Origin of the sequence: Pseudonocardia terrae (assembly GCF_021343995.1) — a bacterium.
In the GTDB taxonomy this organism is placed as follows: domain Bacteria; phylum Actinomycetota; class Actinomycetes; order Mycobacteriales; family Pseudonocardiaceae; genus Pseudonocardia; species Pseudonocardia terrae.
Map to the genome: position 1 here is coordinate 18,160 of NZ_JAJTTE010000054.1, position 25,849 is coordinate 44,008.

Consider the following 25,849-nt stretch of genomic DNA (forward strand, 5'->3'; position numbering starts at 1 on the left):
AAGCGAGGCATCATGACCGCCTTCGGGTCCTGGCCCGAGGACTTCCGCTCCGGCTTCGCCTGCTTCGTGGGCCGGCCCAATGCGGGCAAGTCCACGCTGACCAACGCGCTGATCGGCCAGAAGATCGCGATCACCTCCTCGCGCCCGCAGACCACGCGGCACGCGATCCGCGGCATCGTGCACCGGCCCGACGCGCAGCTCGTCGTGGTCGACACCCCGGGCCTGCACAAGCCCCGGACCCTGCTCGGCTCCCGGCTCAACGACGTCGTGCGCGAGACCTGGGCGGAGGTCGACGTCATCGGGTTCTGCGTGCCGGCCGACCAGCCGGTCGGCCGCGGCGACGAGTTCATCGTCAACGAGCTGAAGTCGGTCGCGGGCCGCACGCCGGTCGTCGGCGTCGTCACGAAGACGGACAAGACGCAGCCCGAGCAGATCGCCGAGCGGCTCACGCAGATGACCGGGCTGATGGAGTTCGCCGACGTCGTGCCCTGCTCGGCGAAGAGCGGGTACCAGGTGCAGCTGCTCGCGGACCTGCTGGTCGCGAAGCTGCCGGAGGGCCCACCGCTCTACCCGGACGGCGAGCTGACCGACGAGCCGGAGGAGACCCTCGTCGCCGAGCTGGTCCGCGAGGCCGCCCTGGAGGGGGTCCGCGACGAGCTGCCGCACTCGATCGCCGTCGTCGTCGAGGAGATGATCGAGCGCGAGGACCGGGCCGCCGACGACCCCATGCTCGACGTGCACGCCACGATCTTCGTGGAGCGGCAGAGTCAGAAGGGCATCGTGATCGGCCGCGGGGGCGAGCGCCTGCGGCAGGTCGGCACGGCTGCCCGGAAGCAGATCGAGGCGCTCCTGGGTACCAAGATCTTCCTCGACCTGCACGTCACGGTCGCGAAGGACTGGCAGCGGGACCCGCGTCAGCTGCGCAAGCTGGGCTTCTGACCCGGCTCGAGCTCATCCGGTTCCAGCCACGCCATCCGGCCGAACCCGGCCACGAAGCGGATGGTGCGGACCTCGAGCCGGTAGAGCTGGAAGTCGGCGAAGTCGATGTACCCGGCGTCGGGGAAGGTGCGGCGGTAGGCCGCCAGGCCGCGGGTGCGCTCGTCGCCGTGCAGGACCCACACCCGGCCCACCAGGGTGGCCCGGGGCGCGGCGAGCGGATCCGTGTTCCCCGGGGCCGGCTCGGCGACCAGCAACGACGCCCGCGGGTCGGCCGCCAGGTTCCGGCTGTGCTCGGCGAGGTCGGACAGGCACAGCAGCGGCGACCCGTCGGCGTCGAGCGCGTACGCCACCACGGAACCGAACGGGAAGCCCGCGGCCGCGGCGCTCGCCGAGGTGCTCATCGGCCCCGGCGCGGACCCGATCGTCGCCAGCGTCCCCGACCGTTGCCCGGACAGCAGCGCCCGGACCTCCTCCAGCTCGCCCACCCGTCACCTCCGCGCCGGCTGAGGTGACCCTTACTTCTGCGCCGGCGCCTGTCAAGGTCGTCCCGCCGGGGTGAGGCGCCGGGCGCACCGGGTATACGAGCCTGACGCTGACGCGACCAGGGAGGCGCCGATGTGCCGGTGGCTGGGCTACTACGGCAGCCCGATCGGGCCCAAGGAACTGATCTACGACACCCGGCACTCGCTCATCGAGCAGAGCAGGCGCGCCGCCCCGGACAGCACGATCGCCAACGGCGACGGCTTCGGGCTGGGCTGGTACGGACAGGGGCCGGAGGCGGCGCTCTACCGCAGTGAGTCGCCCGCGTGGGGGGACCAGAACCTGCGCGAGATCGCGGGTGTGGTGCAGTCCGGGCTGTTCCTCGCCCACGTCCGCGCGGCCACCGGCACGCCCGTGCAGCAGACGAACTGCCATCCCTTCCGGTATCGCAACTGGATCTTCGTCCACAACGGCTTCGTCGACCGCTGGGCCGAGCTACGCCGGGACCTGCTCTTCGCCGTCCGGCCCGATCTCTTCGGCAACATCGGCGGCAGCACGGACTCGGAGGTCCTGTTCCACCTCGCGCTCACGTTCGGGCTGGAGGAGGAGCCGCTGCCCGCGCTCGAGCGCATGGCCGGGTACGTCGAGGCCGCCGGCCGCGCGGTGGGCTCCGAGCACCCGTTGCAGATGACGCTGGGCGTGGCCGACGGCGAGCGGCTCTACGCCGTCCGATACGCCAGCGGCCCCGTCGTCAACACGCTGTTCGTGAGCAGCGAGGTCGACGCGCTGCGCCGGCTCTACCCCGAGGACGAGCGCTGGCAGCACTTTTCCGACGAGTCCCGGGCGGTCGTCTCGGAACCGCTCTCCGACCTGCCGGGACTCTGGCACGAGGTGCCGCCGTCGACGGCGCTCGTGCTGCAGAAGGGGCCGGACGTCGAGCACCCCTTCCGGCCCCGGCCGCCGGCGTAGGGCCCTGTGCAGGGGGTCGCCCCCTCGTTCGAAGTCGCCTCCGCTGCGAGCCCGCTTGCTTCTCAGAAGCTGTCGGTGGTCTCGATGATCCGGTAGCTGGCCGCGGTGAGGGCCGAGGTCGCCCCGGCGGTGCGCATCACGTCCGGGATCTCCCGCTGCCCGTCGAAGAACGCCTGGAAGTCCTCGCGGCTGGTCCACTCGTCGAACACCACCACGCTGCCGTCCTCGGCCTCGGCGAAGACGTGGTGCCGGCACCCGTGGGACTGCGCATCCCGGACGATCCGCTGCATCCGGGTGTCGTGGTCGCGGTTCGCCTCGCGGAGCGCGTCGGCGGTCACCCCGGGCAGGCTGGTGATGACGATGACGGTCATGGGTCCCCCTCGTCCGGCCGCTGTTGGCCGATCACCCGGACCGCCCACCGGGGAGGTCCAGGATCCTCGCGCCGCGGATCGTGGTCAATCGGCCGGTCGCGGCGGGGGTGCGCGGCGGAAGTCGTAGGCTTTCCCGGTGAGCACCCTGTACCGCGACACCGGTGTGGTGCTGCGCGTGCAGAAGCTGGGCGAGGCGGACCGGATCGTCACGCTGCTGACCCGGCGCTACGGCAAGATCCGGGCGGTCGCGAAGGGCGTGCGCCGGACCCGGTCGCGGTGGGGCGCGCGGCTCGAGCCGTTCAACCACGTCGACGTGCAGTGCTACACCGGCCGCAGCCTCGACGTCATCACCCAGTGCCAGACGCTCGACGCCTTCGGCACCGGCGTCGTCTCCGACTACTCCCGCTACACCGCGGGCTGCGCGATGCTCGAGACGGCCGATCGACTGGTGTCCGAGGAAGGCAGTGGGCAGAGCGGCGAGACCCTGCGCGTCTACCTGCTGCTCGTGGGCGCGATCCGGGCGCTCGCCGGCCGCGAGCGGGACGCCTCGCTGATCCTCGACGCGTTCCTGCTCCGCGCGATGAGCCACGCGGGATGGGCGCCGGCGATCACCGAGTGCGCCAAGTGCGCCTCTCCCGGGCCGCACCGGGCGTTCAGCGTGGCGGGCGGCGGCGCGGTGTGCGAGGTCTGCCGACCGCCCGGCTCGGTCCTGCCGGGCCCGGCGGTGTTCACCCTGCTCGACGCCCTGCTGCACGGCGACTGGGAGGTCGCCGACGCCGCCGAGGCCCCCACCCGTCGCGACACCTCCGGCCTGGTCGCCGCGCACCTGCAGTGGCACCTCGAGCGCCAGCTCCGCTCCCTGCCCTTCGTCGAGCGCCGCGGCGATCCCACCGCCGCCGCCGCGCCGGGAGCGACCCCGATCGCCTGAGCCCACGGCCTCGGGACCCGGTACTGGCGTCATGGTTCCATAACGCGTTCCGAGGTTCCGTTACTGAGCGTTATGGTTCCATAACGCGTTCTGAAGGCCTGGTTTTCAGCGCTATGGCTCCATGACGCGCTCGGGTGGTGGGGGGACGGCGTCCACGACGCGGGGCGCGCCGATCGGACCCGCCCGCCGGACCGCCTCGGCGGCGTCGACCGCCGCCCGCTCCGCCTCCCGGTGCGCGGCCTCGGTGACGGCGTGGCGCTGCTCCGGGTCGGCGTCGAAGCGGCCCGCGATCGCCTCCTGCACCGCGATCTTCGCCCGCACGATCGGCACCCGGTAGCGCTTCTCCCGGCGCACCGCGCGTTCCATCTTCTTGGGCCGCGTCAGGTACCGCCAGCGCGCCCACGGCGAACCGGGCCGGCCCAGCCGGATCGCCGTGAAGAACAGCAGCGGGGTGACGAACAGCCCGAGCAGCCCGGTCCACAGCTTGCCCTTGGCCAGCGTGACCACGACGAGCAGGAGCTGCAGGGCGAAGAACACGAACGTCAGCACGATGTCGACCACTTCGCCCGACTCCACGTCGATGAAGTCGTCGTTGAACCCGAGCGGGTGCAGCCCGCACACGAACAGCCCGGTGACCGTGATCGCGACGAACACGGCGTCGATCGAGCTGCGGCCCTGCGTGCTCCAGTAGACGTCGGACAGGTGCAGGATCAGCGCGAACTCGTCGAGCACCAGCGCCGAGCCGATCCCGAACAGGCTCGCCAGGATCACGTTGGGGACCAGCGTGCTCACCTCGGCCAGCGCGATCAGCCCGAAGCCCGCGACCAGCATCATGACCATGCCGAACACCACGTGGTGGATGTGCAGGCCGCCGGGCTTCACGTTGCCGGGCCACCACGACACCTGGGCGCGGATCATCCGGACGCTGAACCGGATGAACAGGAAGGCGACGAGGAACGCGCAGAGGAAGCAGAAGAGCGGAAGCCGCCCGGTCGCGACGATCGTCTCCGTGAACCAGGCCCCCATGAGCAGTGCGTACTCCAGACCGGCCCGGGAGTCCAGGGAGCGCGGACGTAGGCTGTGTGGTCGTGCCCTTCCAGCCCCCGCCGCCACACCCGTCGGGAGCCAGGCCGCCGGCGATCCCGCCGGAGCTGGTCCCGAACCACGTCGCCCTCGTCATGGACGGCAACGGCCGTTGGGCCAACGCCCGCGGCCTGCCCCGGATCGAGGGGCACCGGCGCGGCGAGGCCTCGCTCATGGACGTCGCCCGGGGCTGCATCGACATCGGGGTGAAGTGGCTGTCCGCCTACGCCTTCTCCACCGAGAACTGGAAGCGCAGCCCGGACGAGGTGCGGTTCCTGATGGGCTTCAACCGGGACGTCATCCGTCGTCGGGTCGACGAGATGCACAGCATGGGCGTGCGGGTCCGCTGGGCCGGGCGGCGGCCGCGGCTGTGGCGGTCGGTGATCAAGGAGCTCGAGGTCGCCGAGGAGAAGACCCGGCACAACGACGTCCTCACGCTGACCATGTGCGTGAACTACGGCGGCCGGGCGGAGATCGCCGACGCGGTGCAGCAGATCGCGCGGCTCGTCCAGGAGGGCCGGATCAAGCCTTCCGCGATCGACGAGCGGACGATCGCGAAGTACCTCGACGAGCCGGACATGCCCGACGTCGACCTGTTCGTGCGGTCGAGCGGCGAGCAACGGACGTCGAACTTCCTGTTGTGGCAGAGCGCCTACGCCGAGATGGTCTTCCTCGACACGCTCTTCCCCGACTTCGACCGCCGGCACATCTGGGAGGCGATCGAGATCTACGCGAAGCGGGACCGCCGGTTCGGCGGCGCCATCGACCAGGCCGGCACGGCAGGGTCCCCGTGAGCCTGGAGACCGCCCGCCGGGCGCTGGAGCGCTACCACGACGTCGAGGTGGGCGAGGACGGCGCCCTCACGTTCGCGCACGGCGGCGTGCTCTGCGTCGTGCAGGGCACGGAGCTGGAGGAGGGGCTGCCCGTCCTCAACCTGACCTGCGTCGTCGCCTGGGACCTCACGGACGACGACATCCCCCGCCGGGTGGCGCTCGGCGTGGGGGAGGGGCTGTTCGGCACCCCGCGGGTGGTGCGCGGGGACAACGGCTGGGACGTCACGCTCCGGTACGCCTTCCCCGCCGCCGGGCTGGAGGAGGGGCCGATGGGGACGCTCCTGATGCTGGTCGTGAGCAGCGCGTCGAGCATGCGGAACGCGCTCGTTGGCTGAGACCGCGAAGGACCGGGTCCCCGCCGGTCGCGTCCTGGCCCTCGGTGGGCTGTCGACCTTCGGCCCGCTCTCGCTCGACCTCTACCTCCCGGCGTTGCCCCAGCTCACCGGGGCACTGGGGACGACGGAGGCGCTCGGTCAGGCGTCCATGTCGCTCTGCATGATCGGGCTGGCGGGCGGGCAGCTGCTGGTCGGGCCGCTGACGGACCGCACCGGCCGCCGGGTCCCGCTGCTGCTCGGCGTGGCGCTCTTCGCGATCTCCGCGGCACTGTGCGCAGTGGCCCCCACGATCGAGGTGCTGCTCGTCCTGCGGCTGCTCACCGGCCTTGCCGGCGCGACCGGGATCGTGATCGCGCGGGCGATGGTGCGCGACCTCTACTCCGGCGACGCGGCCGCGCGGGTGTTCTCGCTGCTGATGATCGTGAGCGGGGCCGCGCCCGTGCTGGCCCCGGTGATCGGCAGCCAGCTGATGCACCTCACCGACTGGCGGGGGCTGTTCCTCGCGCTCTCACTGATCGGCGCGGTCCTGTTCGGGGCGGCGCTGACCCAGCGCGAGACGCTGCCGCCCGAGCGCCGGCACACCGGCGGGTTCCGGCCGACCGGCCGCGCCGTCGTCACGGTCGCGCGGGACCGGACCTTCCTGGTGCCGACGCTCGTCCTCTCGCTGGTCTGCTGCGCGATGTTCACCTACATCGCCATGGGCAGCTACGTGCTGCAGGAGGGCTACGGGCTGGGCGCGCAGGCCTACGGGATCGTGTTCGCCGTCAACGCCCTGGGCATCGTCGCGGCCGGACGCCTGTCGGCCGCCCTGGGTGCGGCACTCGGCCCGGTCCGGCTGCTCTGGACGGCGGTCGGGACGGCCGTCGTCGGCGGCGCGGCGCTGGCCGTCGGGGTGTTCGCGACCGACTCGGTCTGGGCGGTGCTGCCGCCGCTGTTCCTGGTGGTGTCCAGCGTGGGGATCGTGCTGCCCAACGGCACCGCGCTCGCCCTGGCCGGGCAGGGCGCCGTCGCCGGTTCGGCGTCCGCGCTGCTCGGGTTGTCCCAGTTCGCGTTCGGTGCGCTCGTCCCGCCCCTCGTCTCCACCGGTGGTGCCACGGCACCCGCCATGGCGGTGACCATCCTCGCCGTCGCGGTGGCGGGTGGGGTCGCGGCGCTGTTCCTCCCGCGCCGCGAGCCCTCGCGCTCCTAGGGAGCGTCCGCCGGTCGATCCACCAACCGGCTAGCCGACGGGCGACTCGGACAGGTGCACCAGCGGCAGCTCGGCGAGCTGGGCCGCGGTCATCTGCCGCGCGTTCTCCAGTACCCGCGCCTGGACCTCCTGCATCCGGCCGTCGACCAGCCCGGACAGGCCGTAGGAGATCCGGCCGAGCAGCCGGACCGTCGTGTCGTCGACCGGGGGCCGCGGCGCGGAGACGACGGCGACGCCCGTCGGGTGCCCGTCGTTGGCCTGCGCGATACCGATCGTGAACGCCTCGCGCGGGTTGACGTGCCGCGAGGCGTAGTGGTCGCGCAGCGTCGGGAACGTCTTGTGGAACTTGACGACCTCGTCGTCGAGTTCGAGGGACTCGACGTCGGCGTCGGTGAGGATCTTGGTCCGGCCGGAGAAGCAGCGCACGTACCCGACCAGCGCGCCGGTCCACAGCGCCTCGACCAGCACCGCGTCGGGCCGCGGCACCGCGAGCGCCGCGACCAGGTGCTCGCAGCAGCGCAGCACGTACTGCAGGTCCTCGAACACCGCGGAGAGCTGCGCCAGCTCGCCGGACTCCGGCGTGTCGAGCCTGCGCACCGTGCTCGGTGCCTCCTGGGTCCCGCCGTCGGTCGCACCGTCGGTCATGCCACGCCTCCCCGCCTCGTCGCGTCTGGCGCACGCTAATGCCGTCCGGGACCAGGATGGATCTCGATATGAGACGCCGGCCACTCCGGCAGAGGCCCCGATGTGGTCGACAGCACGCCGTCGGCACAGCAGAGTGGGAGAAGAATGCACGTGCATCACGGCGGCACCGAGGCCGCCGTGCGAGAGGAGACGTTGATGGACATCACGGGAGCCTCGGCCGTCGTCACCGGCGGCGCGTCCGGTCTCGGGGAGGCGACCGCGCGGCTGCTGGCCCAGCGCGGGGCGAAGGTCGTCGTGCTCGACCTGAACGAGGACCGGGGCGAGAAGGTCGCCGCCGAGATCGGGGGCGTGTTCGCGAAGGCCGACGTCGCCGACGAGGCGCAGGTCAAGGCGGCCGTCGAGGCGGCCTCGGAGCTCGGCCCGCTGCGCATCCTGGTCAACAGCGCCGGCCTCGGCCGCGCGGCCCGGATCATCGGCCGCGACCTGGAGCCGGTCCCGCTCGAGACCTTCGAGTTCGTGGTGCGGGTGAACCTGACCGGCACCTACAACTGCGCGCGGCTCGCGGCGTCGGCGATGGCGAAGACCGACCCGCTCGAGGACGGCACCTCGCGCGGCGCGATCCTCAACACCGCCTCCGCGGCGGCCTTCGACGGCCAGATCGGCCAGACGCCGTACTCGGCGTCGAAGGGCGGCGTGGTCGGCCTGACCCTGCCGATGGCCCGCGACCTGGCCCGGCACGGCATCCGCGTCAACACCATCGCCCCCGGCCTGATCGACACCCCGATCTACGGCGAGGGCGAGAAGGCGGAGGCCTTCAAGGCCGCGCTCGGCCAGAGCGTCGTCTACCCGAACCGGCTCGGGAAGGCCGAGGAGTACGCCTCCATGGCGGTCGAGGTGCTCACCAACGACTACATGAACGGCGAGACGATCCGGCTCGACGGCGCGATCCGGATGCCCCCGAAGTCCTGACGGTCCCGGCGGCTGCCGGTCCTGCCGATCAGGCGCAGGACCGGCAGACGCCGAAGATCTCCACGGTGTGCGAGATCTCGGTGAAGCCGTGCTCCTGGGCGACCCGCTGCGTCCACTCCTCGACGGCCGGCGCGTCGATCTCCTCCGCGGCGCCGCAGCGCCGGCAGACCAGGTGGTGGTGGTGCTCGTCGGACGCGCACCGGCGGTAGACGGCCTCGCCGCCGGCGTTGCGGAGGACGTCGACCTCGCCGCCGTCGGCCATCGTCTGCAGGGTGCGGTACACGGTCGTCAGGCCGATGCCCTCGCCGCTGCGCCGCAGCTCCTCGTGGATCTCCTGGGCCGAGCGGAAGTCGGGGAGCCGGTCGAGCAGGGCGGAGACGGCGGCGCGCTGCTTCGTCGCCCGCAGCACCCTGGTGCCGCCTGTGGTCATGCGTCCTCCTGAACGTGCGCCACCGCGTCGACGACGATGTGCGCGAGATGGTCGTCGACCAGCGAGTACACCACCTCGCGTCCCCTGCGCTCGCCCTCCACCACCCCGGCGGACTTGAGCACGCGCAGGTGCTGACTGATCAGGGGCTGGGTGACGCCGAGGGCGTCGACCAGGTCGTGCACGCAGCGCGGGGAGTCGAGCAGCTGCAGCACGATCGCGATCCGGACGGGTGCGGCGAGCGCGCGGAGCAGGTCGCCCGCGGCGGCGAGGGTGCGCGGCGGGTGGACGGGGGCGGGCCCGGCCGCCGGGCACAGCGTGCTCCCGTGCGCGGTGCTCGCATGGGTGGTGTCGGGCGGCGTGATCGACATGACCGTCCAGTCCCCGGGGGCGGCGGCCGCGCCCTCGGTCGCGTCGGAGCCTCGCCGGGCCGCACTGGCCATGATAGGCGTTTTCAACTACGCGGTAGGGTCCGCGGGTGCTGCTCGTGTGTCGCTTCGCCCCCGCCGATCCCGGGAGCTTCGCCGACCGGCTCGCGCACGCGCTGGAGCTGCTCACCGCGCAGGCCGGCTGCCTGGGCGGGGAGGCGGGCCGGGCCGCCGACGACCCGGCGCACTGGGTGCTCACCGTGCGGTTCACCGGGGTCGACGCCTACCGGCGGGCCCTGTCGCCCTTCCCGGTGCGCGAGCACGTCGTCCCGCTGCTGTCCGAGGCGCTGGCCGACTCCCCGGCCACGTACGAGACGCTGCTCGGGGCCACGGGCGGCGTCGTCGAGCGGCGGGCGTCGCTGCGGGCGGGGGACTAGCCGAACCCGTTCGTGCCGGTCGATACCCTGGAGATTCCGCCCCCGCATCCGGCGGGGTCGCCCCAGACCGTTCCCGGGAGATCCTCCGTGGCCAGCAAGCCCAGTTCCGCCAAGATCGAGACCATCGTCGCGCTCGCCAAGCGCCGCGGATTCGTCTTCGCGTCGGGTGAGATCTACGGCGGTACCCGGTCGGCGTGGGACTACGGGCCCCTCGGTGTGGAGCTCAAGGAGAACATCAAGCGGCAGTGGTGGAAGTCCATGGTCACCGGCCGCGAGGACGTCGTGGGCCTCGACTCGTCGGTGATCCTGCCGCGCCCGGTGTGGGTCGCCTCCGGGCACGTCGGCGTGTTCACCGACCCGCTCGTCGAGTGCCAGCACTGCCACAAGCGCTTCCGCGCCGACCAGCTGGCCGAGGAGTACACCGAGCGCACCGGCAAGGAGGCGTCGGAGGAGGACCTGTCCGACGTCCCGTGCCCCAACTGCGGGACCCGCGGCCAGTACACCGAGCCCCGCGACTTCAACATGATGCTCAAGACCTACCTCGGGCCGGTCGAGTCCGAGGAGGGCCTGCACTACCTGCGCCCGGAGACCGCCCAGGGCATCTTCGTCAACTTCCTCAATGTGCAGACGACCTCGCGCAAGAAGCCGCCGTTCGGCATCGGCCAGATGGGCAAGAGCTTCCGCAACGAGATCACCCCCGGCAACTTCATCTTCCGCACGCGCGAGTTCGAGCAGATGGAGATGGAGTACTTCGTCGAGCCGGGCACGGACGAGGAGCTCCACCAGTACTGGATCGACGAGCGCACGAACTGGTACGTCGACCTCGGGATCGCGCGGGAGAACCTGCGCCACTACGAGCACCCGAAGGAGAAGCTCTCCCACTACTCCAAGCGCACCGTGGACATCGAGTACAAGTTCGAGTTCACCGGGCAGGAGTGGGGCGAGCTCGAGGGCATCGCCAACCGCACCGACTTCGACCTCACGACGCACTCGAACCACTCGGGCGTCGACCTCTCCTTCTACGACCAGAACACGAAGGAGCGGTACCGGCCGTACGTCATCGAGCCGGCCGCCGGCGTCGGGCGCTCGATGATGGCCTTCCTCATCGAGGCCTACCACGAGGAGGAGGCGCCCAACGCCAAGGGCGGCACCGACAAGCGCGTCGTGCTCCGGCTCGACCGCCGGCTCGCCCCGATCAAGGCCGCCGTGCTGCCCCTGTCCCGCAACGCGGACCTCTCGCCCAAGGCGCGGGACCTGGCCGCCGCGCTGCGCAAGCACTGGAACGTCGAGTTCGACGACGCCGGCGCCATCGGCCGCCGCTACCGCCGCCAGGACGAGATCGGCACCCCGTTCTGCATCACCGTCGACTTCGACACCCTGCAGGACGAGGCCGTCACCATCCGGGAGCGGGACACCATGGCGCAGGAGCGCATCCCGCTCGACCAGGTGGAGGGCTACCTCGCCCAGCGGCTCCTGGGCTGCTGACGCACTTCTTGATCGCCGCCTGCGACCGGGGACCGACGATTCTGACGGTTCTCCGGCCGCAGGCGATGATCATGCTGCGCGCTTGAGCGCGCTGCGGACCTGTGCCAGGACCCGGTCGGGTCGCTCGGTCAGATCCGCCCAGGTGAAGCGGAGCAGCGTCCAGCCCGCGCCCACCAGCGCGTTGCCCTTGCGGCGGTCGCTGACGAACCGGTCGCGATCGGTGTGCCACGCCCAGCCGTCGAACTCGATCGCCAGCCGGCGCTCGACGAACGCGAGGTCGATGGTCCACGGCCCGAAGGGATGGCCGAGCACCCAGCCGGCCACGCCGCCTTCCCGCAGGATCCCGAGCAGGAGGCGCTCCGCCTCCGAGTTCGCCCGGTCGGCCGCGGCCCGCAGCAACCGACCCGCGCGTGCCGAGCCGTGGGCACCCAGCATGCGGTTGTAGGCCGCGTGGACATCCGCGAAGGACGTGTACCGCTGGAGGGCACGATCGAGGAAGGCCGCCCCGTCCGGGAGTCGCGCCGCCGTCTCCAGCGCGGTCAGCGGGATCGCGGTCACCCACAGACCACGACGCCGGCAACGATCGACAGAGCTGAGGTCGCGGCGACGGATGCGCACCCCGGGGCGTGCCGAGCGGTGCAGCCGGGCCGGGATCGTCGCGTCCACATCGCCGTCGAGCCGATCGAGCATCCCGTGCCAGTAGGCGGCCGCCGGTCCGGAGACGACGGCGTCGTCGGCCAGCCACAGCGAGGCCGCACGGATGCGTCCGGCGGTGTCGAGGGCGTAGCCGCTCACCAGGTACACGCGTGGGTGCAGGCGCACCCAACGTCCGGCTGCGACACGGCGTTCGATCGTGCGGTCGGACAGGCCGCATGCCCGTGCCTGATCCAACGACAGCACGCCGTTCTGCCGGCGGAGCAGGGCGTCGAGATCCACGCTCGCGAGGATGACCCGCCCGCGACGGCCCCCGAGCCTGTTCGGGCGTACCCGTCACTTCTGTGAATGATCACCGCCTGCGACCGGAGAGCCGTCAGAATCGTCGGTTCGCGGTCGCAAGCGGTGATCTTGAGTGTCAGGCGGGGAGGAGGCGGTCGACGACGTCCTGCATCGTGACGATGCCGAGCAAGGTGTCGCCCTCCGTCACCAGCGCCAGCTGGCCCCGCTTCTCCCGCATGGTGGCCAGGGCCTGGTGGACGGGGGTGTCGGCCGGGAAGGTGAGGATGTCCCGGACGAGGTCGCGGGCGCGCACCGTTCCCGGCTTGCCCAGAGTGTCCCGGACGTGCACGAAGCCGGTCACGCGGTCCCCGTCCCGCACCACGAGCCGCAGGTGCCCGCTCTCCCGGGAGACCTCGCGGATCCGCGCGACGGTGTCCGAGGGGGACACGCCCGCGGGGTCGGGGTGCACCAGCGAGCGCACCGGCGCCCGGTCCAGTTCGAGGGTGGTGACGAGCTGGTCGCGCCGCTCCTCGTCGAGTGCGCCGGCCCGCGCGGAGTGGTCCACGAGCTGGCGCAGGTCGTCCGCGTTGCGGCCGGAGGCCATCTCGTCGACCGGCTCGACGCCCACGCGGTGCAGGCACCAGTTCGCCATCCCGTTGAGCGCCACCAGCACCGGCCGGGTGAGGAACATGAACGCCCGCATCGGCAGCGCCAGCAGGGTCGCCGACCGCTCGGGGTGCGCGATGGCCCAGGACTTCGGCGCCATCTCGCCCACGACGAGGTGCACGAACGTCACGACGACCAGTGACAGCACGAACGACACGACGCTCGCGGCGCCGGCCGGCAGCCCCCACCCGACGAACACGGGCTCGAGGGCGTGGTCGACGGCCGGCTTGGCGACCGCACCGAGACCGAGCGTGCACAGGGTGATGCCGAGCTGGGAACCGGCGAGCAGCAGCGAGATGTCCTTGGCGCTGCGGAGGGCGGCGCGGGCGGAGGCGCTGTGCCCGGCCTGTTCCTCCAGCCGGTACCGACGGGCCGCGACCAGCGCGAACTCGACGGCCACGAAGAAGGCCGACAGCGCCACCAGCGCGATCGACACGACGATCGACACGGCGGTCATCGCTCCACCTCCGCCGGAACCGCGGCCTCCAGGGCGTCCACGGCTTCCACCACCCGCACCCGGACCTGCTCCGGCACCCGCCGCGCGACCTCCAGGACCTCGATCCGCAGCTCGCGGGCGGGCTCCTCCGACTCGGCACCCCGCGGCAGCAGCACGGTGACGACGTCGCCGGGCTCGGGCAGCCGCTGCAGCTCGGCGATCACCAGGCCGCCGACGGTCTGGTAGTCGCCCGCGGGCAGGTCGGTGTCGATCAGCCGCTCGACCTCGTCGACGTGCAGGGTGCCGGGGACGACCCAGCCGTCCGGGGCGCCGACCGGGCGGTCGGCGAGCGCGGGGTCGTGCTCGTCGGTGATCTCGCCGACGAGCTCCTCGGCGATGTCCTCCAGCGTGATCACGCCGGCCAGGCCGCCGTACTCGTCGACCACGGAGGCGAACTCGTCGCCCGCCTCGCGCAGCGCGGCCACGACCGCGGGCAGCGGCAGCGAGGCCGGCACCACGACGGCGGGGCGCATGACCTCCGCGACCCGCAGGGCCGACGTGTCGCGCCCCTCGAGGGCGAGCAGGTCCCGCAGGCAGACGACGCCGACGACCTCCTCGCCGGTCTCGTCGAGCACCGGGTAGCGGGAGTGCCCCGCGGCCATCGCCTCGGCGAGCTCGGGCACGAGCAGGTCCGCCCGCACCGAGGTGACACGCGGCCGCGGGATCATCGCCGCCCGCGCGGGGCGGTCGGTGAAGTCGAGGACGCGGTCGAGCATCGTCGACAGGTCGGGACGCAGGTCACCGCTGTCGCGGGACTCGTCGATGATCGCCTCGAGGTCACGTGGGGTGGCCGCGTGCTCGACGTCGTGCACCGGCTCGATGCGCAGGGCCTTGAGCAGCAAATTCGAGGCGGCGTCGAAGACCCGCACGAGCCAGCCGAACGCACCCAGGTACATCGTGGTGGGCAGCGCCAGCCGGCGGGCGACGGGCTCGGGGCGGGCGATCGCGAGGTTCTTCGGGAACAGCTCGCCGAAAACCATCTGCACCACGGTCGAGAGCAGCAGCGCGAAGACCGTGCCGGCCGCGACGGCCCAGCCGGCGCCGCCGAGCAGCGTGCCGACGCCCTCGCCGATCAGCGGCTCGGCGACGTACCCGACCAGCAGGCCCGTGACGGTGATGCCCAGCTGCGCACCGGACAGCATGAACGAGGTGCGCCGGGTGACCGCGAGGGCGCGCTCGGCGCCCGTGTCGCCCTCGGCCGCGCGGGCCTTGAGCCGCGACCGGTCGACGGCCATGTATGCGAACTCCTGGGCGACGAAGAAGCCGGTCAGGGCCGTGATGCCCACGACGACCAGCACACCGAGGAGGATGCCGAGGATCGTCACGCGATCGCCCCGGCGGGGGAGGGGCGTGTCCGTCCGCGCAGGACGGTGCCGGTACTACAGGAGGGGTCCATGGCTCCGGGACGAGTCGTGGGTGGAAAGTCCGTTTCCCGGACAACGACGACGGTGCCGTCCCGGTTCCCGGCGCGCCGCAGCAGCACCCGGTCGGGGCGGGGCCCGGTCGTCGGTCCCGATGGCTACCCTGGCGCTCGTGACCGCCCCCACCACGTCCCCGGCCCCCGATCCCCGCCGTGAGCTGGGGGCCGCGTTGCGCCGCTGGGCCGCGGGCGGCGCCGGCTCGATCGGCGTCGTTCGGGTCCTGGACCGACACGGTTTCGGCACGGTCGAGTCCGGCCAGCTGCTGGCCGGGACCGCGAGCGGCGAGACCGCGGGCCTGCTCTACCTCGGTGCGCTCGACGACTCCGCCGTCCCGCTGGCCGGCGAGGCGGCCGGGCTCCCGCAGACCCGCACCGCGCACGTCGCCGAGAGCGCGGCGCTGCAGGCGGGGCTGGCGTGCGCGGGCGGCGCGACGCTGCTCGGCCACCCCCTGCCCCCGGCCCTCGCCGAGGCCCTGGGCGCCGCGCTCGACGAGGCCCGTCCCGCGGCGCTGGTCTCGACGATCGACGGCGCGGCCGCGCTGGTGCTCACCGGCGCCGACCTGGAGCAGGTGCACGGCACGCTCGGGGACGGCACCCCGGGGCTCGACGCCGAGGCGGCCCAGGCCGCCCGGGACCTGCTCCGCCGCGGCGCCACCGTGACCGAGCGCCGGACCGTCGGCGACACCGAGATCCTGCTCGACCTGTGGGTCCCCGTGCCGTCCGTGCTGGTCGTGGGCTCGGGCGCGATCGGGGAGGCGCTGCTCGCACAGGCCGCGCTGCTCGGCTGGGCCGGCCGCACCGTCACCGAGCTCGACGAGGCCCGGGCCGCGGTCTCCGCCTTCACCGAGGCCGACGTCGTCGTCCTCCTCGACCACGCCCCGCGGTTCGACGCGATGCTGCTCGACGGGATCCGCCGCGGCCGGGGCTTCCTCGGCGCCCTCGGCTCGCGCCGGACCCAGGCCGCCCGCCGCGAGCGGCTGCTGGGAGCCGGCGTCACCGAGGAGGAGCTGGCGACGATCCACGGCCCGGTCGGCCTGGACCTCGGCGCCCGCACCCCCGCCGAGACGGCCGTCTCGATCGTCGCCGAGGTCATCGCAGCCCGCGCCGGGCGCGCCGCCCGCGCGTTGGGCACGTCGGACGGGAAGATCGGGGGGTGAGCGCACCGATCGGGCACCGGCGGGGTGCCGTCCGGGGTGCCCGCCGGGGTGTTCGTGAGCCGGAGACCGTCCGGCTCCGGCACGTGCGCGACCCCCGGCGTCCCGACGTCGACCCGGATCCCACCGCACCCACGTCCCGCCCCCGCACCGGGCTGACCTGGGCCGCCCGGCTGGTGGTCGGCACGCTGCTCACCGCCGCGATCATCCTGGGCGGCACCATGTTCCGGGTCTGGCAGACCGCCCGGGTGGACGGGGACCGGGCGGTCGACGCCGTCGTCGTCCTCGGGGCGGCGCAGTACGACGGGGAGCCCAGCCCGATCCTCGCCGCGCGGCTGCGGCACGCGGCGGCGCTGTACCAGGAGGGCCTGGCGCCGCGGATCGTCACCGTGGGCGGCAACCGCGCGGGCGACGAGTACACCGAGGCCGAGGCCGGCACGCGGTACCTGGAGCGCAACGGCGTGCCCGCGAGCGCCATCACCACGGTCGCCGAGGGCGCGGACACGTTGGGGAGCCTCAAGGCCGTCGCGGCCCGGGCGAGCCAGGACGGCTGGAACACCGCCCTGATCGTCAGCGACCCGTGGCACTCGCTGCGGGCCCGCACCATGGCCCGCGACTCCGGGCTGGAGGCCTGGACGTCGCCGACGCGCAGCGGGCCCGTGGTGCAGACCCGGGAGACGCAGGCGCGCTACATCCTCCGCGAGACCGCCGCGCTGCTGTACTACCGGCTCACCCATGCCTCGGCCGAGACCGAGAACACCGGGCTCGGCTGAGGGCGCCGGCCATGACCGCGACGGTCCCGGTGCCCGCCCGCCGCGGGTACGACGACCACGACCGCGCCCGCCTGCTCCCCGAGCCCCCCAAGGGGTCCGGGCTCGGCGAGCAGCACCGCGCGGAGAAGCGCTCGCCGTTCTCCCGGGACCGCGCCCGGGTGCTGCACTCCGCGGCGCTGCGCCGGCTGGCCGGGAAGACGCAGGTCGTGGGGCCGGGTGAGGCCGCCGACATCACCGGCATCCCGCGGACCCGGCTGACCCACTCGCTGGAGGTCGCGCAGATCGGCCGGGGGATCGCCGAGGAGCTGGGCTGCGACCCGGACGTCGTCGACACGGCCGGGCTCGCGCACGACATCGGGCACCCGCCGTTCGGGCACAACGGCGAGCGCGCGCTCGACGAGTTCGGCGCGGCCTGTGGCGGGTTCGAGGGCAACGCCCAGACGCTGCGGATCCTCACCCGGCTCGAACCGAAGGTCGCCGTCGTCGACGAGGCCGGGGAGCACCCCGGGGGCCTCAACCTCACCCGCGCGACGCTCGACGCCAGCTGCAAGTACCCCTGGCGGCGGCGCGGCGAGGAGCGGAAGTTCGGCGCCTACGCCGAGGACGGCGTGGTGTTCGACTGGGTGCGCGAAGGAGCGCCGGAGCCGCCGGTCGGCTCCGCAAGCTCCGCCTCCGGGTCGACGGTCGGCCCCGCTAGCTCCGCCTCCGGGTCGACGGTCGGCTCCGCAAGCTCCGCCTCCGGAGCCCGGCGCTGCATCGAGGCCCAGGTCATGGACTGGTCCGACGACGTCGCCTACTCCGTGCACGACGTCGAGGACGGGATCCTCTCCGGCCGGATCGACCTGGCGGCGCTGGCCGCACCGGAGGAGCGCGCCGTGCTCGCGCTCCTGGCCGCCACGCACTTCGGCGCCGACCCGGCCGCCTGCGAGGTCGCGGCCGCCGAACTCGCGCGGCTGCCCGTCGTCAGCGCGGTGAAGGGGTTCGACACCGCGACCGCGCCCGCCGTCGCGCACGCCGCGCTCAAGCGGCTGACCAGCGAGCTCGTCGGGCGGTTCGTACGGGCCGCCACCGACGCCACGCTCGACGCCCACGGCGACGGGCCGGTGCTCCGCTACACCGCGGACCTGGTGGTCCCGCCCGAGGCGGCGGCCGAGGTGGCGCTGCTCAAGGCCGTCGCCCTGCGGTACGTGATGAGCGACCCGGAGCGGCTCCGCATGCAGGCGCGGCAGCGCGAGCTGCTGAAGGAGCTGGGCGCCGCCCTGCTCGCCGGGGCGCCGGCCAGCCTCGACCCGGTGCGGGCGGGGGAATGGGCCGCGGCCGGCGACGACGCCGCCCGGCTGCGGGTCGTCGTCGACCAGGTGGCGGTGCTGACGGACGCCGGCGCGACCGCCTGGCACCGGCGCCTGTGCCGGCCTCCCGAGTGACCTGAGGCACAGCGCGTCACGGACGTCACCGCGACGGCGTCTCCCCGGTACCCGACCCGAGGAGGACGACATGGCACGCATTCCCGCCGTTCCCGAGGCCGAGGCCGGTGTGCTCGGCCGGCTGGTCTACCGCCTGGCGCGCCGCAGGTTCGGCGCGGTGCCGGAGCCCTTCGCCGTGGCCCGGCACCACCGCGGGCTGTTCTGGTCCGGGCTGGTGAGCGAGCTGGCCCACGAGCGGGCCGCGCGGGTGCTGCCCGCGCGGGTGCGGGAGCTCGCGGTGTACCGGACGGCGACGGTCGTCGGCTGCTCGTGGTGCGTCGACTTCGGCACCATGCTGCAGCGGCTCGACGGGCTGGACGTCGACCGCCTGGCCCGTATCGACGACTACGCCACCGACCCGCTCTACTCGCCGGCCGAGCGGCTCGCGGTGGCCTACGCCGACGCGATGACCGCCACGCCGCCCACCGTCACGGACGCGCAGGTCGCGGAGCTGGAGCGGGAGTTCGGCCGGGCCGGGCTGCTGGAGCTGACCCAGGCGATCGCCGTCGAGAACCAGCGGGCGCGGGCGAACAACGCCCTCGGCATCGTCGACCAGGGCTTCGACGCGGCCTGCCGCGTGCGGCTCGGCGCACCGCGTGCGGCTCAGACCGCCGGGCAGTAGCTGGTGTGGGCGGCGTCGACCAGGACCTGCGCGTCCCGGGTGCCGAAGCCCGCCGAGACCGCCGCGGAGACCAGCTCGCCGCGGGTCGCCCCGCCCTCGAGCGAGGAGCAGACGCCGTGACCGACCTCGATCAACGTGTCCGGCGGGACCTCGGCCAGCGCCGGCCGGGTCGACACCGCGGCCAGGAAGGCGCGGTCCCCGGTGCCGGCGGCGACGGTCGTGGTGTCGCCGGTGCCGGTGGCGAGGGCCGCCGCGGAGATCCCGCCGATGGCGGCGCCGGCGCCGAGGATCACGGCGACCAGCGCGGCGGGCAGCACCCACCGCGGCACGCGTGAGGCCGGCGCGGGCGGGAGCGGCGGGGTGTAGGGCTGCGGCCCGTACCCCGGCACCCCGTACCCGGGCGGCGGGGCGGAGGGTGCGAACCGCTGCCCGAGCGACGGATCACGCGGCGCGGGGACCTGCGGTGGGGCGTGGCGGGGCCCGGAGACGTGACGCCCCGGGGGGCCGGCGGGCACGGGGGATCCCGGCGGTGTGCCCACCGGTCCGCGCTGGCGCGGCACCGGGTGCCCGTTCTCGTGCCCGGCCATCGTTCCCCCCGACTGCCGCGAAACCCCGTCCCCCGGTTCATCGCCTTCTCGGGGGCGGGCCTTACGCCCCGGAGGAGTGAACCGCGCCCGGCACGGTGTCGTCCACCGGGATCGGCTCACCGGGGCACCCCGCGAGGATACCGGCGATGGCGTCGTGCTCGGCCTGGGTGACCCACAGCTGGTACTTGGCCTTCACGGCGACCTGCCGGGCGACGTAGTCGCAGCGGAAGGCGCGGTTCGGCGGGAGCCAGGTCGCGGCGTCGCCGTCGCTCTTCGCGTTGTTGGTGGGCCCGTCGACGGCGAGGAGGTTCAGCGGGTCGTTCCCGAGGCGCTTGCGGGTGTCGGCGTCGAGCTGCTGGGCGCCCTTCTGCCAGGCGTCGGACAGGGCGACGACGTGGTCGATCTGCACGGCCTCGCTCGTGCCCTGGCCGCGGGTGAAGGAGATCGTCTTCCCGGTGTACGGGTCCGCGAGCGTGCCCGTGAGGACGATGCAGTCGTGCGTACCGGGCTTGAAGGTCTCGCCGGTCATGTCCCGGGCGAGGACGTCGTTGCGCTGGTCGCAGCCGTTGCGGTCGACATCGGACCAGCTGGGGCCGAACTGGTCGCGAGCGTACCCGGTCTTCGGGGCCCGCCCCTTCACCGCGAGCTTCTCCAGGGCCTGTGCGGCGGTGCCGGTCGGTGCCGCGGCCGGGGCGGTGAAGGGCGTGTACCGGTCGGCGAGGGTGGCACACCCGGACGCCGTCAGGAGGACGAGAAGGACTGCGGTGAGGATCCGGGCGCCGTGCACCGGACGATCCTGCCGTCCCGCAGCCGGGGCGCCGTGGTGACACGCCGTGACGACTGCATCACTGCCACACGTGTCACCACCACACGCGCAGCTTCGCCGGGTTCATCACCTGCCGGGCCGCCGCGATGCGGGGCTCGCCCGCCTCGTCGAGGACGACGGTGATCGCCGTCGCCGAGGCCGTCACCCCCGCCGTGGCCGGGGTGGCGAAGCCGGGCTCGCCGTTGACCCGCACCGGGATCCAGCCGGCCGGGTCGAGGTCGGCGCCGTACTGCCGCAGGAGGCCGGCCAGGAGCCGGACCATCGGCTCGGCCCCGACGACCGGCCGCAGCGCCGTCCGCACCGCGCCGCCGCCGTCGCTGGTCAGCACGACGTCCGGGTGCAGGACCCCGAGCAGCGCCTGCCGGTCCGCGCGGGCCAGGGCGTCGGCGAACGCGGCCAGCACCTTCTCCTCGGCCGCGGCCGGCACCCGGGGTGGGAGCGGCCCGGCCCCGGCCACGATCCGCCGGTTCCGCGCGGCGTGCTGCCGCGCCGCCGCCTCGCTGCAGCCCAGCACGGCGGCGATCTCCGCATGGGCCTCGCCCAGCGCGTCGTGCAGGACCAGGGCGACCCGCTGGGCGGGGGTGAGCCGCTCGAGGAGCAACAGGGCGGCCAGTCGCAGGTCCTCCCCGCGGACGACGGCGGCGAGCGGGCCCTCGTCGTCGGGCGCGGTCACCAGCGGCTCGGGCAGCCACGGCCCGACGTACGTCTCCCGCCGGGCCGCCGCCGAGGTCAGCCGGTCCAGGCAGATCCGGCCGACCACGGTCGTCAGCCAGGCCCGCGGGTCCCGCACCTCCGCCTCGTGGGCGGACCAGCGCAGCCAGGCCTCCTGCACGGCGTCCTCGGCGTCGGCCAGGCTGCCGGTGATCCGGTACCCGACGCGCAGGAGGTGCGGCCGCAGCTCCTCGAAGTCCACCCGCCTATCGGACCGCGTCGAGCACCGCCGTGACCAGTACCCGGACGGTCTCGAAGTCCATGCTCATCACGTTCCGCGTAACGGCCACGGCGACGCCGCGGTCCGGGTCGGCGCCGGCCCAAGTGCCGCCCGCGCCCGCCATGCCGAACACCCGCGGCGTGCCCTCCTGGTCCCACGGCAGGCCCAGGCCGAACCCGAGGCCCCACCGGCTCGGGTTGCCGTAGACCCGGTCCGTCCCCGACGACGACTCGGTGTAGGCCCCCGAGGCCAGGCCGCGGGAGACCACGGTGCCGTCGAGCCAGCCCGCGTACATCCGGGCGATCCCCCGCGCGGAGACCTTCGCCCCGGCCGGGATGTCCGCGGCGAGGATCCGCGGGTCGGCGCCGAGCGCGGCGGTCGGGAACAGCGCCATCGGGACGGCCCGGAGCATGTCCTCGGGCAGCGTGAAGTCGGCCGTCTCCGGCATCGGCGCGTCCTCGAGCACGGCCAGGGCCGAGGTGTCGGCCGTGCCGAACCGGATCTCGCCGGGGAACCCGATCGCCGTCGTCAGGTCACCGAGCAGGTCGGCGAGCTCGCGGCCGCTCGCCCGGCGGGCGATCTCACCGTTGAGGAAGCCGAAGGTGTACGCGTGGTAGCCGACGGCGGTGCCCGGCTCCCACCACGGCTCCGCCTGCTCCAGCGCGGCGACCATGCGGGACCAGTCGCAGACGTCGTCGACCGTCACGCCGGCGGGCAGGCCGGGGACGCCGGCGCTGTGGTCGAGCGCCTGCCGCACGGTGACCGCGTCCTTGCCGTGGGCCGCGAACTCCGGCCACACCTCGGCGACGCGGGTGTCGTAGGTCAGCGTGCCGTCGTCGACCAGGCGGTGGACGAGCGTCGCGGTGGCGCCCTTGCCGATCGACCAGTTGGAGAAGAGCGTCCCGGGCTCGACCCGCCGGCCCGTGGCGGGATCCGCGACGCCCGCGGTTACCTCGACCACCGGCCGTCCGTCGACGTACGCGGCGACCTGCAGGCCCCGCTCGCCGCCGGACCGCACCAGCTCCTCCGCCTTCTCCGCCACGATCTCCTGCACGTCGGTCATGTCGACTCCTCTCCGGGGTGGTGGACCGGCGCCGCCGCCGTCGGTCATCGGTCGGAGCGATGGCAGTCTTCTCGACATGGATCTCGACAGGGATCTCGACGGGGACGCGCTGGCGGGTTTCGAGGACCAGCGGCCGCGCCTGTTCGGGCTCGCCTACCGCCTGCTCGGCTCGGCGCAGGACGCCGAGGACGCGGTGCAGGACGCCTGGCTGCGGTGGTCGGGCGTCGACCACGCGGCCGTCGCGAACCCCGGCGCCTGGCTGACGACTGCGCTGACCCGGCTTTGCCTGACCCGGCTGACCTCGGCACGGGCCCGCCGCGAGGCGTACGTCGGGCCCTGGCTGCCGGAACCGATCCTCACGACCGATCCCGCGGTCGGGCCGGCGGAGACGGCGGCGCAACGCGAGTCGGTGTCGCTGGCGCTGCTCGTGACCCTGGAGCGGCTGACCCCGCTCGAGCGCGCGGTCTACGTGCTGCGGGAGGCCTTCGGGCACACGCACGCCGAGGTCGCGGCGATCCTCGAGATCGGTGAGGCGCACTCGCGTCAGCTGCACACGCGTGCCCGGCGGCACCTCGCCGAGGCACCCGCCGACCCGCCGGAGGCCGACCCGGCGGCGTGGGGCGCCCTCGTCGAGAGGTTCCTCGCGGCCGCCCGCGAGGGCGAGATCGCCGAGCTGGAGGCCCTGTTGGCCGCCGACGTCACCGCCTGGTCGGACGGCGGTGGCCGGGTCAGCGCCGCACGACGACCGGTGCGCGGCCGTGCCGAGGTGGCGCGGTTCCTGGCGGGCGTGTTCGCGAAGTTCACCGCCGGCCTGGAGGGGCGGGTCGCTCAGGTGAACGGGGAGCCCGCGGTGCTCGCCCTGCGCTCTGGGGGGCTCACCTCGGTGCTCGCGATCGAGCGGTCGGGATCGCAGGTCACGGGGCTGCGGTTCGTGCTGAACCCCGACAAGCTCGCCTTCCTCGCGGGGCAGCTGTCACGTTCGGAGGCGCTGCCCGGTCACCTCTCCTGACGGAAGGAGTCCGACATGGCGGACACGCTGGTGACCGGGGGGACGGGCACCCTCGGCAGGGTCCTGGTCGAACGGCTGCGGGAGGACGGGCGGCCGGCCCGGGTGCTCAGCCGCAGGCCCGGCGACGGACACGTGGTGGGCGACCTCGCGACGGGCGAGGGGATCGACGCCGCCGTCCGCGGCTGCGACGTGGTGGTGCACTGCGCGACCGGGCGCAAGGACGTCGAGACCTCGGCGCGGCTGGTCGAGGCGGTGCGACGGAACGGCTCGCCGCACCTCGTGTACGTGTCGATCGTCGGGATCGACCGCATCCCGTTCGGCTACTACCGGCAGAAGCTGGCCGTCGAGCGGCTGCTCGCCGACTCGGGCCTCCCGCACACGATCCTGCGCGCCACGCAGTTCCACGACCTCGTCGTCGCGATGCTCGGGGCGCTCGGCCGGGTGCCGGGGGTGCTGGCGGTGCCGCGCGGGGTGGCGTTCCAACCGGTCGACGTGCGGGACGTCGCCGGGCGGCTCGCCGCGCTGGCCGCCGGTCCGCCCGCCGGTCGGGTCGCGGACCTCGGCGGGCCGGAGGTGCGGGCGTTCGACGACCTCGCCCGGGCCTGGCTCGCCGCCGATGGCCGACGACGCCGGGTCGTGACCCTCCCGGTGCCCGGACGGCTGGCGGCCGCGGTGCGGGGCGGGGCGAACCTGGCGCCGGAACACGCCGCCGGCCGGATCACCTTCGAGCAGTACCTGCAGGCTGCGGGGGTGGGGCGGTGAGGCCGGTCGTGGCCGGGCCGGCGGTGCGCGCCGGACTGTGGTTCCTCGCGTTCACCGAGGTCGTGGTGGGGGCGTGGGCGCTGTTCGCCCCGGCGTGGTTCTACGTGGGCTTCCCGGCGCCCGGGCACCCGTGGGTGTCGTTGCTGCCGCCGTACAACGAGCACCTGGTCCGCGACGTCGGGGCGCTGAGCCTCGCCCTCACCGTCGCCCTGGTCGGGGCGGCCCTGCGGCCGGAGCGGCGGCTGACCGTCGTCGTGCTGCTGGCGTTCCTGACCGCGACGGTGCCGCACGCGGTGTTCCACAGCCTGCACCTGCACGGGTTCCCGGCCGTCGACGCCGTGGCCCAGACGGTCGGGTTCGCGCTGCAGCTCGGGGTGGGGGTGGCGGTCCTCGTCGCGACACTCCGCGTGGGTGTGTCGCACCGGCGTGTCGTTCACTCCTCCGAATGACGGAGCATCTTTCGCCTCCTCCTACCTCCGACTGATGTAACGCTCAGCTTCTTCGGGCAGATTCGTAGGGCATGAGCTACTCCGCCGGACCCTTCGCCGACACGCTGACCGCGCTCGGTGCCGCCGCCGCGATCGCCGTGCTGCTCCTGGTCGCCGGCGCGCCGCTCCTGGCCGACCTGGTCGGCCCCCGCAGGCGGCGACTCCCCGGTGGTGCGGTGGGCACCCTGCCGGTCCCGGCGTCCGTCGAGTCCGTCGCGATGTCCCTGGAGGGTGCGGCGTCGGCAGGTGCGGCGTCGGCAGGTGCGGCGTCGGAGGGCGTGGCGCCGGGGGGTGTTGCCCCGGAGGGTGCGGCGTCGGAGAGGGCGCCGAAGGGTGCGACGCCGCGGGTGGAGGTGCCCGTGCAGGAGCGCGGAAGCACACCGGCGGGCGTGGACGTGCCCGTGCAGGCCGGCCCCGCCGAGCAGGCCGAACCCGTCGCGGCACCCGAGCAGACCCGGCGCACGCTGACGGTCCGGGGCGCGGCGCGGGAGATCAGCCTGCCCCTGCAGCGCACCGCACTCGCCCCGGTCATCCCGCTCCAGCGCCGGGTCTCCCGCTTCAGCTGAGTTCGTGGTGCGCGGCCGGAGGTGGCCCCGGCCGTCGTGATCAAGGGAAGAACGGGGTCCGCGGGTCCGGCGGACCACCCCTTCGCCCTTCATCACGGCTCCGGATCAGGCGGTGGCTGCGGATCAGGGGGTGGCTGCGGATCAGGGGGTGGCTGCGGATCAGGCGGTGGCTGCGGATGAGGCGGTGGCTGCGGATCAGGCGGCGGGTTCGGCGGCTCGCGGTTCGTCCCCCGCGCGGGCGGTCGGAGTCCCACCGCTCTGCCCATGATCGTGGTTCGTGGACGTGGAGGGTCGGAAATCGTCGGTCCGCGTCCAAAAGCGGTGATCTTGACTCGGGTGGATCCCGGCCTCGGTGGTCGGAGCGGCTGTCGGCGGCTCGCGGCTGGTCCCCGGCGCGGGCGGTCGGAGTCCCTCCGCTCTGCCCATGATCGTGGTTCGTGGACGTGGAGGGTCGGAATTCGTCGGTCCACGTCCAAAAGCGGTGATCTCGACTCGGGCGGATCCCGGCCTCGGTGGTCGGAGCGGGCTGTCGGCGGCTCGCGGCTGGTCGCCGGCGCGGGCGGTCGGAGTCCCACCGCTCTGCCCATGATCGTGGTTCGTGGACGTGGAGGGTCGGAAATCGTCGGTCC

30 protein-coding genes are annotated in these 25,849 nt (G+C 73.8%); 17 read left to right on the forward strand and 13 right to left on the reverse strand.

Going from position 1 to position 25,849, the window contains the following annotated elements:
• Nucleotides 1-12: 12 nt before the first annotated feature.
• The gene (gene era / locus LWC33_RS27655; RefSeq protein WP_233307620.1) at nucleotides 13-939 is read left to right on the forward strand and encodes a GTPase Era; all 927 of its coding nucleotides are present in this window, start codon (nucleotides 13-15) and stop codon (nucleotides 937-939) included.
• On the opposite strand, the gene LWC33_RS27660 is transcribed toward era, so the two are convergent.
• Nucleotides 915-1,424, reverse strand: a complete 510-nt coding sequence (locus LWC33_RS27660) for a HugZ family pyridoxamine 5'-phosphate oxidase (protein WP_233307621.1) — start codon at nucleotides 1,422-1,424, stop codon at nucleotides 915-917. The genes era and LWC33_RS27660 overlap by 25 nt on opposite strands.
• Nucleotides 1,425-1,554: 130 nt before the next feature.
• On the opposite strand from LWC33_RS27660, the gene LWC33_RS27665 reads away from it, so the two are divergent.
• A complete protein-coding gene (locus tag LWC33_RS27665) occupies nucleotides 1,555-2,388 on the forward strand; it encodes a class II glutamine amidotransferase (protein ID WP_233307622.1) in 834 nt (277 codons plus the stop codon).
• 62 nt (nucleotides 2,389-2,450) lie between these two features.
• Here the strand turns inward: LWC33_RS27665 and LWC33_RS27670 are convergent, their stop codons facing one another.
• Nucleotides 2,451-2,759, reverse strand: coding sequence for a hypothetical protein (locus LWC33_RS27670; RefSeq protein ID WP_233307623.1), 309 nt, complete (start codon nucleotides 2,757-2,759; stop codon nucleotides 2,451-2,453).
• Between the two features lie 136 nt (nucleotides 2,760-2,895).
• Here LWC33_RS27670 and recO point away from each other — a divergent pair, with 136 nt between their 5' ends.
• The gene (gene recO / locus LWC33_RS27675; protein ID WP_233307624.1) at nucleotides 2,896-3,687 is read left to right on the forward strand and encodes a DNA repair protein RecO; all 792 of its coding nucleotides are present in this window, start codon (nucleotides 2,896-2,898) and stop codon (nucleotides 3,685-3,687) included.
• Between the two features lie 111 nt (nucleotides 3,688-3,798).
• On the opposite strand, the gene LWC33_RS27680 is transcribed toward recO, so the two are convergent.
• Nucleotides 3,799-4,713 (reverse strand): hypothetical protein, encoded by a 915-nt coding sequence (locus LWC33_RS27680; RefSeq protein ID WP_233307625.1) that lies wholly within the window; start codon nucleotides 4,711-4,713, stop codon nucleotides 3,799-3,801.
• Between the two features lie 62 nt (nucleotides 4,714-4,775).
• Between LWC33_RS27680 and LWC33_RS27685 the strand changes: the two genes are divergently transcribed.
• Genes LWC33_RS27685 through LWC33_RS27695 form a run of 3 tightly spaced genes read left to right on the forward strand, consistent with a single transcriptional unit; the run spans nucleotide 4,776 to nucleotide 7,127 of the window.
• Nucleotides 4,776-5,564, forward strand: coding sequence for an isoprenyl transferase (locus tag LWC33_RS27685; RefSeq protein ID WP_233307626.1), 789 nt, complete (start codon nucleotides 4,776-4,778; stop codon nucleotides 5,562-5,564).
• Nucleotides 5,561-5,938, forward strand: a complete 378-nt coding sequence (locus LWC33_RS27690; protein WP_233307627.1) for a hypothetical protein — start codon at nucleotides 5,561-5,563, stop codon at nucleotides 5,936-5,938. The genes LWC33_RS27685 and LWC33_RS27690 overlap by 4 nt, the downstream gene beginning before the upstream one ends.
• Nucleotides 5,931-7,127, forward strand: a complete 1,197-nt coding sequence (locus LWC33_RS27695; protein ID WP_233307628.1) for a multidrug effflux MFS transporter — start codon at nucleotides 5,931-5,933, stop codon at nucleotides 7,125-7,127. Before LWC33_RS27690 ends, LWC33_RS27695 begins: the two co-directional genes overlap by 8 nt.
• A gap of 30 nt (nucleotides 7,128-7,157) precedes the next feature.
• Here the strand turns inward: LWC33_RS27695 and LWC33_RS27700 are convergent, their stop codons facing one another.
• Nucleotides 7,158-7,772: a hypothetical protein gene (locus LWC33_RS27700; protein ID WP_233307629.1), complete on the reverse strand. Its 615-nt coding sequence runs from the start codon at nucleotides 7,770-7,772 to the stop codon at nucleotides 7,158-7,160.
• Between the two features lie 195 nt (nucleotides 7,773-7,967).
• Between LWC33_RS27700 and LWC33_RS27705 the strand changes: the two genes are divergently transcribed.
• Complete coding sequence (locus tag LWC33_RS27705; protein ID WP_233307630.1) at nucleotides 7,968-8,741, forward strand: SDR family NAD(P)-dependent oxidoreductase; 774 nt, start codon at nucleotides 7,968-7,970, stop codon at nucleotides 8,739-8,741.
• 28 nt (nucleotides 8,742-8,769) lie between these two features.
• Here LWC33_RS27705 and LWC33_RS27710 read toward each other — a convergent pair whose 3' ends face one another.
• The gene (locus LWC33_RS27710; RefSeq protein ID WP_233307631.1) at nucleotides 8,770-9,171 is read right to left on the reverse strand and encodes a Fur family transcriptional regulator; all 402 of its coding nucleotides are present in this window, start codon (nucleotides 9,169-9,171) and stop codon (nucleotides 8,770-8,772) included.
• A complete protein-coding gene (locus LWC33_RS27715) occupies nucleotides 9,168-9,539 on the reverse strand; it encodes an ArsR/SmtB family transcription factor (RefSeq protein WP_372476704.1) in 372 nt (123 codons plus the stop codon). The genes LWC33_RS27710 and LWC33_RS27715 overlap by 4 nt, the downstream gene beginning before the upstream one ends.
• A gap of 107 nt (nucleotides 9,540-9,646) precedes the next feature.
• Here LWC33_RS27715 and LWC33_RS27720 point away from each other — a divergent pair, with 107 nt between their 5' ends.
• Both LWC33_RS27720 and LWC33_RS27725 read left to right on the forward strand, forming a co-directional pair.
• A complete protein-coding gene (locus LWC33_RS27720) occupies nucleotides 9,647-9,973 on the forward strand; it encodes an antibiotic biosynthesis monooxygenase (RefSeq protein WP_233307633.1) in 327 nt (108 codons plus the stop codon).
• Between the two features lie 87 nt (nucleotides 9,974-10,060).
• Nucleotides 10,061-11,458: a glycine--tRNA ligase gene (locus LWC33_RS27725; RefSeq protein ID WP_233307634.1), complete on the forward strand. Its 1,398-nt coding sequence runs from the start codon at nucleotides 10,061-10,063 to the stop codon at nucleotides 11,456-11,458.
• Nucleotides 11,459-11,527: 69 nt separating this feature from the next.
• Here LWC33_RS27725 and LWC33_RS27730 read toward each other — a convergent pair whose 3' ends face one another.
• The 3 genes from LWC33_RS27730 to LWC33_RS27740 all read right to left on the reverse strand — a co-directional run bounded on the left by LWC33_RS27730 (nucleotide 11,528) and on the right by LWC33_RS27740 (nucleotide 14,881).
• Entirely contained in the window at nucleotides 11,528-12,394 is an 867-nt protein-coding gene (locus LWC33_RS27730; protein ID WP_233307635.1) for a type IV toxin-antitoxin system AbiEi family antitoxin domain-containing protein, read from the reverse strand.
• A 136-nt stretch (nucleotides 12,395-12,530) separates the two neighbouring features.
• Nucleotides 12,531-13,517, reverse strand: a complete 987-nt coding sequence (locus LWC33_RS27735) for a CNNM domain-containing protein (protein ID WP_233307636.1) — start codon at nucleotides 13,515-13,517, stop codon at nucleotides 12,531-12,533.
• Nucleotides 13,514-14,881: a hemolysin family protein gene (locus LWC33_RS27740; protein WP_233307637.1), complete on the reverse strand. Its 1,368-nt coding sequence runs from the start codon at nucleotides 14,879-14,881 to the stop codon at nucleotides 13,514-13,516. Before LWC33_RS27740 ends, LWC33_RS27735 begins: the two co-directional genes overlap by 4 nt.
• A 208-nt stretch (nucleotides 14,882-15,089) precedes the next feature.
• On the opposite strand from LWC33_RS27740, the gene LWC33_RS27745 reads away from it, so the two are divergent.
• From LWC33_RS27745 to LWC33_RS27760, 4 genes are all read left to right on the forward strand, one after another.
• Nucleotides 15,090-16,133, forward strand: a complete 1,044-nt coding sequence (locus LWC33_RS27745; protein ID WP_233307638.1) for an XdhC family protein — start codon at nucleotides 15,090-15,092, stop codon at nucleotides 16,131-16,133.
• A 152-nt stretch (nucleotides 16,134-16,285) separates the two neighbouring features.
• Nucleotides 16,286-16,903 (forward strand): YdcF family protein, encoded by a 618-nt coding sequence (locus tag LWC33_RS27750; RefSeq protein WP_308191019.1) that lies wholly within the window; start codon nucleotides 16,286-16,288, stop codon nucleotides 16,901-16,903.
• A gap of 11 nt (nucleotides 16,904-16,914) precedes the next feature.
• Nucleotides 16,915-18,327 (forward strand): deoxyguanosinetriphosphate triphosphohydrolase family protein, encoded by a 1,413-nt coding sequence (locus LWC33_RS27755; protein WP_233307639.1) that lies wholly within the window; start codon nucleotides 16,915-16,917, stop codon nucleotides 18,325-18,327.
• A gap of 70 nt (nucleotides 18,328-18,397) precedes the next feature.
• Complete coding sequence (locus LWC33_RS27760) at nucleotides 18,398-18,988, forward strand: carboxymuconolactone decarboxylase family protein (protein ID WP_233307640.1); 591 nt, start codon at nucleotides 18,398-18,400, stop codon at nucleotides 18,986-18,988.
• Here the strand turns inward: LWC33_RS27760 and LWC33_RS27765 are convergent.
• From LWC33_RS27765 to LWC33_RS27780, 4 genes are all read right to left on the reverse strand, one after another.
• Nucleotides 18,970-19,503, reverse strand: a complete 534-nt coding sequence (locus tag LWC33_RS27765) for a DUF732 domain-containing protein (RefSeq protein ID WP_233307641.1) — start codon at nucleotides 19,501-19,503, stop codon at nucleotides 18,970-18,972. The two genes, LWC33_RS27760 and LWC33_RS27765, sit on opposite strands and share 19 nt — an antisense overlap.
• 133 nt (nucleotides 19,504-19,636) lie before the next feature.
• Complete coding sequence (locus LWC33_RS27770) at nucleotides 19,637-20,362, reverse strand: HNH endonuclease family protein (RefSeq protein WP_233307642.1); 726 nt, start codon at nucleotides 20,360-20,362, stop codon at nucleotides 19,637-19,639.
• 73 nt (nucleotides 20,363-20,435) lie between these two features.
• Nucleotides 20,436-21,314 (reverse strand): RNA polymerase sigma factor SigJ, encoded by an 879-nt coding sequence (gene sigJ, locus LWC33_RS27775; RefSeq protein WP_233307643.1) that lies wholly within the window; start codon nucleotides 21,312-21,314, stop codon nucleotides 20,436-20,438.
• 4 nt (nucleotides 21,315-21,318) lie between these two features.
• Nucleotides 21,319-22,395: a serine hydrolase domain-containing protein gene (locus tag LWC33_RS27780; RefSeq protein ID WP_233307644.1), complete on the reverse strand. Its 1,077-nt coding sequence runs from the start codon at nucleotides 22,393-22,395 to the stop codon at nucleotides 21,319-21,321.
• A 76-nt stretch (nucleotides 22,396-22,471) separates the two neighbouring features.
• Here LWC33_RS27780 and LWC33_RS27785 point away from each other — a divergent pair, with 76 nt between their 5' ends.
• The 4 genes from LWC33_RS27785 (at nucleotide 22,472) to LWC33_RS27800 (ending at nucleotide 25,220) form a co-directional block, all read left to right on the forward strand.
• Complete coding sequence (locus LWC33_RS27785; RefSeq protein ID WP_233307645.1) at nucleotides 22,472-23,404, forward strand: RNA polymerase sigma-70 factor; 933 nt, start codon at nucleotides 22,472-22,474, stop codon at nucleotides 23,402-23,404.
• A 15-nt stretch (nucleotides 23,405-23,419) separates the two neighbouring features.
• Nucleotides 23,420-24,166, forward strand: a complete 747-nt coding sequence (locus tag LWC33_RS27790; protein ID WP_233307646.1) for an SDR family oxidoreductase — start codon at nucleotides 23,420-23,422, stop codon at nucleotides 24,164-24,166.
• Nucleotides 24,163-24,615, forward strand: coding sequence for a hypothetical protein (locus tag LWC33_RS27795; RefSeq protein WP_233307647.1), 453 nt, complete (start codon nucleotides 24,163-24,165; stop codon nucleotides 24,613-24,615). Before LWC33_RS27790 ends, LWC33_RS27795 begins: the two co-directional genes overlap by 4 nt.
• A gap of 71 nt (nucleotides 24,616-24,686) precedes the next feature.
• Nucleotides 24,687-25,220, forward strand: coding sequence for a hypothetical protein (locus LWC33_RS27800; RefSeq protein ID WP_233307648.1), 534 nt, complete (start codon nucleotides 24,687-24,689; stop codon nucleotides 25,218-25,220).
• The last annotated feature ends 629 nt before the right edge of the window (nucleotides 25,221-25,849 follow it).